The organism is Shinella sp. GW835-FHT14H05 (assembly GCF_058793575.1).
Map to the genome: position 1 here is coordinate 44,290 of NZ_JBXAFY010000001.1, position 13,177 is coordinate 57,466.

At 64.9% G+C, this 13,177-nt stretch carries 10 protein-coding genes; 6 read left to right on the top strand and 4 right to left on the bottom strand.

Going from position 1 to position 13,177, the window contains the following annotated elements:
• Positions 1-25 precede the first annotated feature (25 nt).
• On the bottom strand, positions 26-1,711 hold the full coding sequence (aspT, locus tag AC1Q6Z_RS00235) for an aspartate-alanine antiporter (protein ID WP_492646337.1): 1,686 nt from the start codon (positions 1,709-1,711) through the stop codon (positions 26-28).
• A 312-nt stretch (positions 1,712-2,023) separates the two neighbouring features.
• On the opposite strand from aspT, the gene AC1Q6Z_RS00240 reads away from it, so the two are divergent.
• Positions 2,024-5,671, top strand: coding sequence for a caspase family protein (locus tag AC1Q6Z_RS00240; RefSeq protein WP_492646338.1), 3,648 nt, complete (start codon positions 2,024-2,026; stop codon positions 5,669-5,671).
• A 131-nt stretch (positions 5,672-5,802) separates the two neighbouring features.
• Positions 5,803-6,699, top strand: coding sequence for a fructose bisphosphate aldolase (locus tag AC1Q6Z_RS00245; protein WP_492646339.1), 897 nt, complete (start codon positions 5,803-5,805; stop codon positions 6,697-6,699).
• A gap of 10 nt (positions 6,700-6,709) precedes the next feature.
• Here the strand turns inward: AC1Q6Z_RS00245 and AC1Q6Z_RS00250 are convergent, their stop codons facing one another.
• The gene (locus AC1Q6Z_RS00250; RefSeq protein ID WP_492646340.1) at positions 6,710-7,633 is read right to left on the bottom strand and encodes an AraC family transcriptional regulator; all 924 of its coding nucleotides are present in this window, start codon (positions 7,631-7,633) and stop codon (positions 6,710-6,712) included.
• Positions 7,634-7,725: 92 nt separating this feature from the next.
• Here AC1Q6Z_RS00250 and AC1Q6Z_RS00255 point away from each other — a divergent pair, with 92 nt between their 5' ends.
• The 3 genes from AC1Q6Z_RS00255 (at position 7,726) to AC1Q6Z_RS00265 (ending at position 11,220) form a co-directional block, all read left to right on the top strand.
• On the top strand, positions 7,726-8,703 hold the full coding sequence (locus AC1Q6Z_RS00255; protein ID WP_492646341.1) for an oxidoreductase: 978 nt from the start codon (positions 7,726-7,728) through the stop codon (positions 8,701-8,703).
• A gap of 148 nt (positions 8,704-8,851) precedes the next feature.
• A complete protein-coding gene (locus AC1Q6Z_RS00260; protein ID WP_492646342.1) occupies positions 8,852-10,609 on the top strand; it encodes an ABC transporter ATP-binding protein in 1,758 nt (585 codons plus the stop codon).
• Between the two features lie 212 nt (positions 10,610-10,821).
• Complete coding sequence (locus tag AC1Q6Z_RS00265; protein WP_492646343.1) at positions 10,822-11,220, top strand: VOC family protein; 399 nt, start codon at positions 10,822-10,824, stop codon at positions 11,218-11,220.
• A gap of 25 nt (positions 11,221-11,245) precedes the next feature.
• On the opposite strand, the gene AC1Q6Z_RS00270 is transcribed toward AC1Q6Z_RS00265, so the two are convergent.
• Complete coding sequence (locus tag AC1Q6Z_RS00270) at positions 11,246-12,139, bottom strand: LysR family transcriptional regulator (RefSeq protein WP_492646344.1); 894 nt, start codon at positions 12,137-12,139, stop codon at positions 11,246-11,248.
• 93 nt (positions 12,140-12,232) lie between these two features.
• Between AC1Q6Z_RS00270 and AC1Q6Z_RS00275 the strand changes: the two genes are divergently transcribed.
• Positions 12,233-12,667 carry a PACE efflux transporter gene (locus AC1Q6Z_RS00275; RefSeq protein WP_492646345.1) on the top strand — a complete coding sequence of 145 codons (435 nt, stop codon included), beginning with the start codon at positions 12,233-12,235 and terminating at the stop codon, positions 12,665-12,667.
• 6 nt (positions 12,668-12,673) lie between these two features.
• Here the strand turns inward: AC1Q6Z_RS00275 and AC1Q6Z_RS00280 are convergent, their stop codons facing one another.
• A complete protein-coding gene (locus AC1Q6Z_RS00280; protein ID WP_492646346.1) occupies positions 12,674-13,147 on the bottom strand; it encodes an Lrp/AsnC family transcriptional regulator in 474 nt (157 codons plus the stop codon).
• Positions 13,148-13,177 lie beyond the last annotated feature (30 nt).

A 13,177-nucleotide genomic window follows, 5' to 3' on the forward strand; every position in this document is an offset into this window, starting at 1 on the left:
CCGAAGGCTTGACCTAGGGGGGCGGTCATACGAGGGCGACGACGAGTGGCCCGAGCAGGGTCAGGAACACGTTGGCGAGGGCGTAGGTGATGGCGAAGGATGTCGTCGGCACGGAATTGCCGGCCTTGTCGAGCACCTCGCCGAAGGCGGGATTGGCGCTGCGCGAACCCGACAGCGAACCGGCGAACACCGCGACGTTGTCGTAGTGCAGCACGTATCGTCCCACGGCCATGGTGATCAGCATGGGAATGATGGTGACGGCGACGCCGATCAGGAAGATCGACAGGCCGCTCTCGATGATGGTGTGCACCGCCTGCTGGCCGGACTGGAGGCCGACCACCGCAACGAAGCCGGCAAGGCCGAGGTCGCGAAGCAGGGTGGATGCGCCGGTCGGCATGTTGCCCAGCGTCATGTTGCGGCTGCGATACCAGCCGAAGGCAAGGCCCGCCAGAAGCGCGCCGCCGCCGCTGCCGAGTGTCAGCGGGATCGAGCCGATGCGCACGACAAGAAGGCCGATCAAAAGGCCGACGACGATGCCGAGGCCATGGAAGACGAAATCCGTCTTGTCGCTCGGCACGAGAACCGGCCCGACGCGCTTGGCTATGCGCTGGAGATCCTCCTGGAGGCCATAGACCGTGACGATATCGCCGGCCTCGATCCGCGTTTTCGCTTCGAGGGGCAGCGGCGTGCCGCCGCGCTTGACGGAGAGCACGAAAACGCCGTGCCGCAGGTCGCGCGTCGCCTCGATGATGTCGGAGACCGTGTGGCCGGCGAATTCGGCATTGGCGACGACGACGTCGCGCGTGGCGAGAACCATCTCCATGCCGTCGGAGGTCTGCAATTCCGGTCCCACCACGGCCTCCAGCCCGACGACGCCGGAGCGGCGCCCGACGATGAGCACGATATCGCCGCGCTCCAGAACGAAGGTCGGATCGACGCCGACGATGCTGCCCTTGCGCTTGATGCGCTCGACGGCGATCGGCGCGGCCGTGGCGCTGGCCTCCAGGTCGGCGACCGTGCGGCCGGCCGCCTTCTCCACCGTGAAGAGGCGCCCGACGAGATCCGGCAGGGCAGCGCTTTCGCCCGGGCCGAAGACCTGCGCGCCGGCCAGCATTTCGGCTTGCGCCTTCACCGCGTCGTCGCGGATGCCGCGGCCCATGAACCAGGGCAGGATGTTGACGCAGACCAGGATCGCGCCGAAGGATCCGAAGATGTAGGTGACGGCATAGCCGATCGCCACGTTGGCCTGGAGCGTCTGAGTCTGGTCCGCCGAAAGGCCGAGCTTGCCGATGGCGGAGCTCGCGGTGCCGATGATCGCCGACTGGGTGAGCCCGCCTGCGGCAATGCCGGCGGCAAGACCCTTGTCGAGCGAGAATATCTTGGCGAGCACCACCACCGTGGCAAGCCCGCTCAGCGCCAGCACGGCCGCCATGACGATCTCGCGAATGGATTTGCGGCCGAGCGAGCGGAAGAACTGCGGCCCGCTCTCGAAACCGACGGCATAGATGAACAGTGCGAAGAGCACGGTCTTGATGCCATTGTCGATCGTCACGCCGACCTGGCTGAGGACGACGGCGACCAACAGCGAGCCAGCGACGCCGCCCAGCTGGAATTTGCCGAATTGGAACTTGCCGATCCAGTAGCCGCCGGCAAGGGCGAGGAAGAGGGCAATCTCGGGGGATTGCTGGAAGATCGAGTGCAGATAGTTCATGCGTTTTCCCACTTGCAGCCGCGCGGCACTCCGCTTCCGGCACGCTAAATGAGTTTTGCAAAACTGCAACTATAACTCGTATGTGTCGTTTTGACTGGAACGCCAGGGTGAATGAGTTTCAGCACAACCTGCGGAAAATGTGCCGTTTTTGAACGCAGCCTCCGTCGGCCGAATGAACGGCTTGGCTGGTACGTTAGAAGAATTGAGTATACCTGGCCCCGCCAGCGCAGGAATTTCAGGAATTGTCAGTGAAGCCGAGTGGTGAGGCCTGCTTCCGGACAGGGGAGCAGGCCCTATGCGGAGGGGGACGGCATGACCGGTTCCGGCACGCGACTGCATGTTCTGATGATGGCGGCTGTTTGCACCATGCTCTCGCTGCTGGGTGCCGGATCGGCGTCCGCGCAGCCCAGTTTCGATTGCGCCAAGGCCTCCAATGCGGTGGAGCATGCCATATGCGGCGATCCCACTTTGGCGGCGCTCGACGCGGAAATGGCTGCCGTCTATTCGCAGCAACGCTCCGCAGCTGAAGGCAAGGCGGCCGAGAAACTGGTGGCGGACCAGCGCGCGTGGATGCGTAAGCGAAGCCGATGCCGCGGCGATGTGGCCTGTCTTGCGAAACAGATGCGGGAACGCATCGCCGAACTTCGGCAGATGCCGGCCATTCAGACCGTGGCGCTTACCTGTCCCGAGGCGCTTAATGAGGCGCGGGCGCTGGTCGCCGGCATCCAGTTTACGATCGGCATGACGCAGAAACTGACGCCGGGCACGGGCTTCCTATTGGGTTATCAGCTCCAAGCGGCAAAACCCGCCCCGCTACCGCTTTTCATCGTCGCCGATTTCCCGGCGACCACGCGTTTCAAGGGCAAGGGTTTCCTGCCCCTGACGGCTGGGGCGAAGGGGCCGGATGGTCTGAAACATGCCGAAGAGCGCACGCGCGCCATCATTCCGCTGCATGGGCGCATGCCCGCGGCAAGCGGCGCCATTACGGTCTTCCTGCTTTCCGCCGGCCCGCAGGATATCGGCTTCAGCCTCGTGACGGGCGGCACCTGCGGCGAGCATGTGCTGCGCACGGAGCGCTCACTGCGCCTGACGGTGGAACTCGGGCTGCCGGAAATCGTCGTGCAGGACCGCTTCACGAGCGATGCGCCGGACGAGGTTCTGGCCGACGCGTCCGGGCGCTACGAGATGAAGGTCTACAAGGACCGCTACGACGTGTTCGACCGCGAGATGGGCGCTCTGCTGTTCTCGCGCGCAGGATTGCAGCCGCGCTTCTCACCGACGGGACGCTTCGTGGCAGCGGTGCGTTCGGTCGACAGGCGGCTGGAGGTCGTCGACCTCGCCGATGGCGCCGTCGTCCAGAACCTGCGCCATGGGCTGCTCGCCTGGGCGCGCAACGACAGTTTCATCGTGCTCGGCGCGGAAATCCGGCAGATGGAGAATTCCGTCGTCTCCACCCTCAACGGCGATATCGGCACCGGAACCTATATGCGGAACATGGGGGTCGGCTGGCGCACCGAAATCGTGCTCGATGTCGATCGCATGTTCGCGGCGATGACCGGCCCCAGCGCCGATGGCACCAAAGACGGCGGGCGGTTCTGGGACATCGTCTCCGGCGAGGTTTACGACCTGGAGGAAAGCGGACCAGGTTACTACTTGTCGGCTTCGCAAGGGAATTTCGACGATTTTGACCCGGACGGCGCGCGAAAAGCGCTTCGCCAGCTCGTCAGGACCCATCGCGGTTTCGATATCCCTCTTGAAAAACACCTCTGGCGTTTCGGCGAGCCGATACGCGTCACGCATGGCATGGAGAGTTATCTCATCAATGCATCAGCGCCGGACGAGCAGCTGTTCGTGCCCGTCGACAAGCTCGTTCGCAAACCCCTGATGGAGGGAACAGCAGTTGTGGCTGCGGATGACCGATGCGGGGATGTCGGCGATGGGCGTGGTCTGGCGCGCGCCGAGGGCGGCGTGTTTTGCGCGGTCCAGATCGCCGGGCGCGGCCTTGGGCGCCTGCCGCAATCGTCGTTCCAGCCCTCCGAGGCGACGGTGTTCGACCGGATCGGCGCCGTCATCGGCGCGATCGACCGGGTGTCGTCGGTCGCTCACAGCACCTATGGTCACTACATGGATGTGAATGCCGATCGAAAACCGAAGATCGATACGCTCATCGATGCCGTGGCGCGGACCGCTCCCACCATCCGCAAGCGCTTCAGCACCGTCTCGCCGGAAAACGTCGCCTTCGAATGCAAGACCTCCGCTGAGGCGTTCGACCCGGCCTCCATCGAACAGGCCTGGCGCTGGGGCGAAGAGGAACAGGCCCATGCGCTGCTCTTTGCCAATTGTTATGCTGGCAGCTCCAGGGTCAGCATGGCGGGCCTCATTCTGGTTTCGCGCGACCTCATCGTGAACATCGACCGGGAACTCGTACCGGGAGGCGCGTCCGACGATACCAGTGCGTTCGGGTGGAGCTCGACGGATGCGAGCGAAATCCGGGTCTTCGCGGTGCGCGACGACCGGATTCTCGTCTCCGCCAGCTATATCGGACAGGCCGCCTTCATCGATACGCGAACCGGCAAGCGCGTCGGAAACCTCGTTCCGCTTGCCGATCCGACGCTGGTGCGCGCCATGCGTCTGACCCGGGACGGCCGGTTTCTGGTGCAGCTCAACCATGACGGCCGCTTCGCCGTGTTTCGTGCCGAGACGGGCGAGCAGATCCTGGGCGGCGCGCATATCGATGACGAGATCGTCGTCATGCTGCCCGACGGTCGGTTCGACACGACTTACGAAGGTGCGCACGCGCTGAATGTGCGTTTTGCCGGCATGCCGGCTTTGCAGACCGTGCACCAATTCGGGGTGGCCCTCCACCGGCCAGGCCTCGCGCAGGCGGTGCTCGAAGGGCGGGAGATCGCTGCGCGCCCGGAAACGCTGGGTTCGCCGCCGCTGGTTTCCTTCACGGCGAGCGTGGCCGGGGCGGGAAAACGCCGCCTGTCGGTGAGCGCCACGGACGATACCGGGCTCGCGCGGCTGCGTGTGTTCGTCGACGGCCGGCTGATCACCGAGCGGAATGTGCAGGGACAAGCGGCCGAAGAGGTCTTCGACATTGCCGATCCTGGCGGCAGCCGGTGGATCACCGTGCTTGCCGACGATGCGGACGGCCTGGTCAGCACCCCGAAAGGCCTGCTCCTGCCGCCGCCATCGCGTGGGCACGGGCGTCTTCGCGCGGTGCTCGTGGGCATCGACGCCTATAGCGGCGATCCCGGCATTCCCGCGCTGTCCTTCGCGCGCAGTGATGCGGAGCGCCTGAAAGCGGTTCTGGCGGGCGTCGGCGGCCATCGCGCAGCGTCGCCGGAGTTGACCGTGCTGAGCGACCGTGCGGCGACGGGCGAAGCGATCCTCAAGGCGGTGGCCGATGCCGTCGCCGCCACCGGGCCGGATGATACGTTGCTCTTCTCTTTTGCCGGCCACGCCGTCGGTTCCGGCGGCACGGGCACGACCGGCGACCTGCTGCTCGCCCTGCCGGATACGCGCACCGGCGCGCTGCGCGAGACCGCGCTTGCGTGGAGCGATGTCGCGGCGGTGCTATCCAAGGCAAAAGGAACGGTGGTGATCCTGCTCGACGCCTGTCACACCGGGCTTGCCGGCAGCAGCGCCTTCGCCACGAACGACGATGTCGCCGGTGCCTTGCTGACGTCAGCCGGCGCACCCATGGTCGTGCTTGCCGCGTCGAAGGGGCGGCAGGTCGCGCTGGAAAGTGCCGGAAAGGGCGGCGGCGTCTTCACCTCTGCCATCGTCGAGGTGCTCGGGACCGGCCGCGGCACGGCGGACGTCGATGCCAACGGCGTCATCGACCTCGGCGAATTCTACTCCGCCGTCAAATCCCGCGTGCTGCGCGACACCGAAGGCCGGCAAAGCCCATGGCTCGCGCGAAACCTCCTGGTCGGCGACATGAGTTTGTTTTGAGCCGGTAAAATCCACCCGCGCCGATCTCGGCAAGGGGTAGGAGAACCAGATATCGTCGGTTATGCTCCGAGCAAATTGGCAGAGCAGCGTGTCCGAGCGCACCACGCGCCGGTCCGAAAAGGGGGGAAAGCATGGCTGACGCAAAGATGATGGCGCAGATGTCCGGCAAGGAGGGTTTTATTGCCGCCCTCGACCAAAGCGGCGGTTCCACCCCCGGCGCCTTGCGCCTCTACGGCATTGCCGACACCGACTATAGCGGTGACGAGGCGATGTTCCGCCTGATGCATGAGATGCGCGTGCGCATCATGACGGCGCCCGCTTTCTCCGGCGACAAGGTGATCGGCGCCATCCTGTTCGAAAAGACCATGGATGGCGAGGCCAAGGGCAAGTCGGTTCCCTCCTATCTGTGGGAAGACCGCGGCGTCGTGCCCTTCCTCAAGGTCGACAAGGGGCTGGCCGCCGAGGAGAACGGCGCGCAGGTGATGAAGCCGATGCCCGATCTCGACGCGCTGCTCGCCCGCGCCGTGAGGAAGGGCATTTTCGGCACCAAGATGCGCTCGGTGATCGCCCATGCCGACAAGGCCGGCATCGCCGCCGTGGTGAAGCAGCAGTTCGAGGTGGGACGCCAGATCCTCGGCCATGGCCTCGTCCCGATCATCGAGCCGGAAGTCTCGATCAAGAGTGCGACGAAAGAGGAGGCCGAGGCGATCCTGCGCGACGAGATCGCCAGCCAGCTCGACGCGGTGCCGGCGGGCGAGCAGGTCATGCTGAAGCTTACCATCCCGACGGTTGCGGATTTCTACAAGCCGCTGATCGCGCACAAGGCGGTCGCTCGCGTCGTGGCCCTGTCGGGCGGCTACAGCCGCGCCGACGCCTGCGAAAAGCTCAGCCGCAACCACGGCATGATTGCCAGCTTCTCGCGCGCGCTCACGGAAGACCTGCGCCTGCAAATGAGCGATGCCGAGTTCGACGCCAGCCTCGGCCGGACGATCGACGAGATCTACACCGCGAGCGCCGTGAAGGCCTGATCGGGCGAAGCTAGGCCGCCGCGCCGCGGTGCAGGCTGCGGTAGCGGGCGGGCGATTGGCCGAGGACACGGCGGAAGGTGGCGGCGAAGGCGCTGTCCGAGGCATAGCCCAGCGATTGGGCGATGCGCGGCAGCGGTTCGTCGCCGCGCCGCAGCCGGGCGGCCGCAAGCCGCATGCGCCATGCCGCAAGATAATCGATCGGCGAGGCGCCGACGGTCTCGCGGAACCGTTCGGCAAAGGCCGAGCGTGACTGGCCGGCGATGCCGGCGAGTTCGTCCACCGTCCAGCGGCGCGCCGGGTCGGCATGGATGGCCCGCAGCGCCGGGGCAAGGCGACGGTCGGTGAGACCGGCCAGCCAGCCCGGATGCCGCGACGTCTCGCGGGCAAGATAGGCGCGCAGCACATGGATGAAGATCAGGCGCAGGAGGTCGTTGCAGGCAATGCGCGATCCCGGTGCCGTGCTGTTCCACTCCGCATCCAACTGTTCCAGCAGCCAGGCGATCGGCCCGGCCTCTTCGCGCGCGATGACGACGACCGGGGGGAGGGCGTCGGTCAGGAGCGTGCCGTCCACCGTATCGAGGTTCACGCTGCCGCCGAGGAGCACGAAATCCCGGCCGTCACCGACCATCACATCGAGGTTGCCGCCGATGAAGACGTCGCGCGCCGGGATGGGTTTGACCCGGGGATCGCTGCAAAGCGTAAAGGCCTTGCCGCTGACCACCAGGCAATCTCCCGCCTCGATGCGCATCGGCGCCTCGCCTTCCGGGATAACCCAGGCGCCGCCGTGGCGGATGGCGTTGAACTTCACATAGGATGGCGGCGGGAAGGCGACGGACCATGGGCCGCCGGCGGCAAAGCGCACGGAGAAGAGCGCGCGCGCATCGATGGCGCTCAGCACGTCTGACAAGGCATCCTGTGCATTCTGGACGATCACGACAAAAACCTGGAGTTTGCAAGCTGGAGACGCCGAAACTTTACCCGATATGAGGCACGGACACCAGCACGAGAGAACGAAGGAGTGACGACATGTCCGAGCAAAAACCCATCGGGTCCCGTTTCAATGCCCCCAGCACCGCCGAGGAGGTCGTCGCCGGGATAGACCTTTCCGGCAAGACGGCGATCGTGACCGGCGGCTATTCCGGCCTCGGCGTCGAGACGACGCGGGCACTTGCGGGCGCCGGCGCCGCGGTCATCGTGCCGGCACGCGACCGCGCCAAGGCGGAGCGCACGCTGGCCGGCATCGACAATGTGCGCATCGAGGCGATGGATCTTTCAGACCCCGCATCTATCGCCGCCTTCGCGGACAGGATCGTCGCGGCCGGCACGCCGGTGTCGATCCTCGTCAACAGCGCCGGCATTATGGCGACGCCGCTGGCGCGCGATGCCGAGGGGCACGAGAGCCAATTTTCGACGAACCATCTTGGCCATTTCCGGCTGGTGGCGGGGCTTTGGCCGGCGTTGGTTGCGGCCGGCGGCGCGCGGGTCGTTTCGGTCTCCTCGCGCGGGCACCAGATCGGGCCGGTCGATTTCGACGATATCGATTTCCGCACGCGCGCCTATGACAAGTGGCAGGCCTATGGCCAGGCGAAGACGGCGAATGCGCTCTTTGCGCTGGGGCTCGACCGGCGCGGGGCTGAACATGGCGTGCGCGCCTTCTCGCTGCATCCGGGCGTCATCCTCACCGATCTTGCCCGCCATCTCAGCGAGGAGGAGATCAATGCCTTCGACGTCTATGACGAGAACGGCAACCGCCGCGTCGATCCTGCGCGCGATCTGAAGAGCCCGCAGCAGGGTGCCGCAACCAGCGTCTGGGCGGCGACACGCCCCGAACTCGACGGCATCGGCGGCGTCTATTGCGAGGATTGCGAGGTGTCGCTCCCGCAGGGCGAGGCGGCAGGCAACAAGGGCGTGGCGCCCTGGGCGATGGATCCGGATGCGGCGGAGCGTCTGTGGGCGTTGTCCGAACGGCTGACGGGTGTTTCCCTGGCTAGTGCCACGAACTGAGCGGCTTTTGCCGGAAGCTAGGATTGGCGCCCGCAAAAGGGCGCCAATCACAAAACCGTGTCGGGGAAGAAAAATTTTGCGACCTGTGGGATGAGACGCGGTAGTTGATCGTCTTAGCAATAAGATCGATATCGAAAGCATGCCGTTCATGTCCGACCACCTGAAGCGCTTCGCCGCCTATTACCGCCCGCATCGGGGCCTGTTTGCGCTGGATTTCGGCAGCGCCGTCGCCGCCGGCCTGCTGGAACTGGCCTTTCCCGTCGCGGTGACGCTCTTCATCGACCGGCTGCTGCCGACCGGGCGGCTCGATCTCATCGCACTCGCCGCCATCGGCCTGTTCCTGATCTATCTCATCAATGCCGGCCTTCAGGTCATCGTCACCTATTGGGGCCACATGCTCGGCGTGCGCATCGAGGCCGAGATGCGCCGCAAGGCCTTCGACCACCTGCAAAAGCTCTCCTTCGGCTTCTTCGACAACCAGAAGACCGGCCATCTCGTCGCGAGGCTGACCAAGGACCTAGAAGAAATCGGCGAAGTCGCCCATCACGGGCCGGAAGACCTGTTCATCGCCATCATGACGCTGATCGGCGCCTTCCTGCTGATGCTCTGGGTGCATGTGCCGCTGGCGCTGATCACCGCCGTCATCGTGCCGCTGACGGCCTGGGTCACCACGCATTATGGCGCGCGCATGACCTCCAACTGGCACGCGCTTTACGGCCGCGTCGCCGATTTCAACGCCCGCATCGAGGAGAATGTCGGCGGCATCCGCGTCGTGCAGGCCTTTGCCAACGAAGATCACGAGCGCAAGCTTTTTGCCGAGAGCAACCGCAACTACCTCGTCACCAAGCTCGAAGCCTACAAGGTGATGGCGGCCTCCATGTCGCTCTCCTACCTTTCGATGCGCTTCGTGCAGGTGGTGGTGATGCTGGCCGGCGCGTGGTTCGTGACGCGCGGCGAGCTTTCCGCCGGCGGCTTCGTCGGCTTCCTGCTGCTCGTCAACGTGTTCTTCCGGCCGATCGACAAGATCAACTCGATCATCGAGACCTATCCGAAGGGCATTGCGGGTTTTGCGCGGTACACGCAGTTCCTCGACACGCAGCCCGACATCATGGACCGCGACAGCGCCCGGGAGGCTGGCCGGCTAAAAGGCGATATCGCATATCGCGGCGTGCGTTTCGGCTACAGCACCGAAAGGCCAGTCTTCGACGGGCTGGACCTCGCAATCCAGGCAGGCGAGACCATCGCCTTCGTCGGCCCCTCTGGCGCCGGCAAGACGACGATCTGCTCGCTGCTGCCGCGGTTCTACGAGATCACCGCCGGCGCGATCACCGTCGACGGCATCGACATCCGCGACATGACGCTGAAATCGCTGCGCTCCAATATCGGCATCGTGCAGCAGGACGTCTTCCTCTTCGCCGGCACGATCCGTGAGAACATCGCCTATGGCCGGCTCGACGCCACGGAAGCCGAGATTCTGGATGCGGCAAGGCGCGCGCGGCTCGACGATGTGATCGCCAACCTGCCGGACGGGCTCGACACGATGATCGGCGAGCGCGGTGTGAAACTTTCCGGCGGGCAGAAGCAACGCCTGGCGATTGCCCGCATCTTCCTAAAGAACCCGCCGATCCTCATCCTCGACGAGGCAACCTCGGCGCTCGACACGGAGACCGAGCGCGCCATCCAGCAATCGCTGGCAGAGCTCTCCGCCGGCCGTACGACGCTGGTCATCGCCCACCGGCTCGCCACGATCGCGAATGCCGACCGCATTCTCGTGGTTGATGATGGCCGCATCGTCGAGAGCGGCAACCATGCCGACCTCATCGCCCGCAAGAACGGACGCTACAAGAACCTCCAGGCCGCGCAGACCGCCAGCGATCCCGTGCATCATCTGAATCTGAAGCGATAGCCGACCCGGAAAAATCGCGGAGGACGAGTCCGATTGGACCGCGTCGATCGTCCTTGAAGTGGAATCTGTTTGGGCCGGCGGCGCACGGTGCGCCACCTGCGCGGCCAGGCCTTATCGGGCCGCTGATCGTCGTGCGCTAGCGAGAAAACGATGGCATCCGCCGGAAACTCGTGCTGATCTGCCGGGCCAATACCCCTGCCGCCGGAGCCGGAATGAAGCACAGCATCGCGCATATCGCGCTCGTCGTCCGCGACTACGACGAGGCCATCGCCTTCTATGTCGAAAAGCTCGGCTTCGAGCTGGTCGAGGACAGCTACCAGCCCGAGCAGGACAAGCGCTGGGTGGTGGTGCGGCCGCGCGGCGGCAACACGTCGCTGCTTCTGGCGCGCGCCTCTGCAGCCAATCAGGAGGCCTTCATCGGAAACCAGGCGGGCGGACGGGTCTTCCTTTTCCTCTCGACCGATGATTTCTGGCGCGATCACGCGCTCTATACCGAGCGGGGCATCCGCTTCGTGCGCGCGCCGAAGCAGGCGGATTACGGCACGGTGGCGGTCTTCGAGGACCTCTACGGCAATCTCTGGGATCTCGTGCAGTTCAGCGACGGGCGGTGAGGCGAGGGCCGCACTCTTGCGGCCCTTATCCCGGCGTGGCGTTGATGCGCGTGGAGGCGAAGCGTTCGCGCAGCCATTCGGCGGCGGGGCCGCTTGGCTTCTGCTTGTGCCAGACCATTTCGAGGGCGACCGGCCAGTCTGCGTCGTCGAACTGGAGGGCGGGGGTCACGAGATCGTCGATGACCGGGGAATAATCGATGATATGGTCCGGCACCAGCGCCCAGCCGATGCCCTGCTTGACCATTTGCAGGATCACCCAGTGGCTTTCCACCCACCAGACTTCCGCGGCGGTGCGCAGGCGCTGTTTTTCCGGGCCTTCGCTGCGCACGGCGACCATCAGCTGGCGATGGCGCTTCAGCTCCTCCCAGTCGACCGCCGTGCCGGCGAGCGGATGGTTCCGGCCGCAGACCAGTTTCAGCGGCACCCAGCCTATCGTGTGGAAGGCGAGGGCCGCCGGCAGCGTCTCCTGCCGCCACATCACGCCGATATCGGCCTTGCCGTCGAGCACCAGCCGGCTGACATCCTCCATCATCGGAAAGAGCAGCTCCAGTTCCACATGGGGAAACCGCTCGGCGAATTCGGCAAAGAGCGTGCCCAGCGCGCGCTCCGGATAGAGCTCGTCGATGGCGACGACCAGGCGTTTTTCCACATGGGCCTCGAAACTGGCCGCCACGCCGATCAGGTGCTCACGGCGATCGAGGATGACCTTCGCTTCCGCCAGCAGCCGCTCGCCGGCCGGTGTGAGGGCGGGATTGCGCGACGCCCGGCTGAAGAGCTGGATGCCGAGATCGTCCTCCAGGCTCGACACCAGCACGCTGATCGCCGACTGCGCCTTGCGCAACGCCCGGCCGGCTGCGGAGAAGGAGCCGTGCTCGGCGGCCGCAGCGAAGGCCTCCAACTGTTCCATGGAAACGGTCATCTATCTCAAATCCGGATAGTAGCTAACTTTATAATCCAGGATATTGAGATAGAAAGCGCGCAAGTCAACGAAAACAACAAAAGGATAGACATCATGTCCATGCGCACTTTCCCCGATCGCGTCCGTCATGCGGTCCTCTTCGAGGCGTTCGGCCTCGCGATCTTCGTTCCCGTGGCGGCGGCGCTGTTCAACCAGCCGGTTGGCCATATGGGCGTCGTCGGCGTCGTCTCGGCGACGATCGCGACGCTGTGGAACTTCGTCTACAATCTCGGCTTCGACCACGCGATGCTGCGGCTCCTCGGCCATACGCGCAAGAGCCTGAAAGCGCGCGTGGTACATGTGCTGCTGTTCGAGGGCGGCCTGCTCGCCATCCTCATTCCGCCGATCGCCTGGTATCTCGGCATCACCGTGTGGCAGGCGCTGATGATGGACATGGCGATCGTCGGCTTCTACGTGGTCTACACCTTCGCCTATAACCTCGCCTATGACCGGGTCTTCCCGGTGCCGCAGGCCGCGCAGCCGGCCTGACGGATATCAGCGGCCGCTTTCCTTGATGGATTCCATTGCGACGGAGGTGGAGGTGCTTGCGACATTCGGCAGGCTCGAAATCTTCTCGCCCAGCACCTCCCGGTATCTGCGGATATCGGAGGTGCGAATCTTTATCAGGTAGTCGAAGCGGCCGGCGATCATGTGGCACTCCTCGACTTCCTTGATCTTGCGCACCGCATTGTTGAAGGCGATGAGTGCTGCCTCCTTCGTGTCGGACAACTTGACCTCCGCGAAGGCGACATGGTCCAGTCCGAGCTTCTTCGGATTGAGCACGGCGCGGAAGCCGTCGATATAACCGTCATGGATCAGGCGTTGCAGGCGCAGCGTGCACGGGGTCTTCGAAAGGCCGACGATTTCGGACATTTCGGTGATGGAAATGCGTGCATTTTCAACGAGAAGATCGAGGATCTTCCGGTCGATCGCATCGATTTCACTAAAAACTTGCTTTCCCCTGGACATTAAGACCACCAAATCAGGATTCATTTGGAG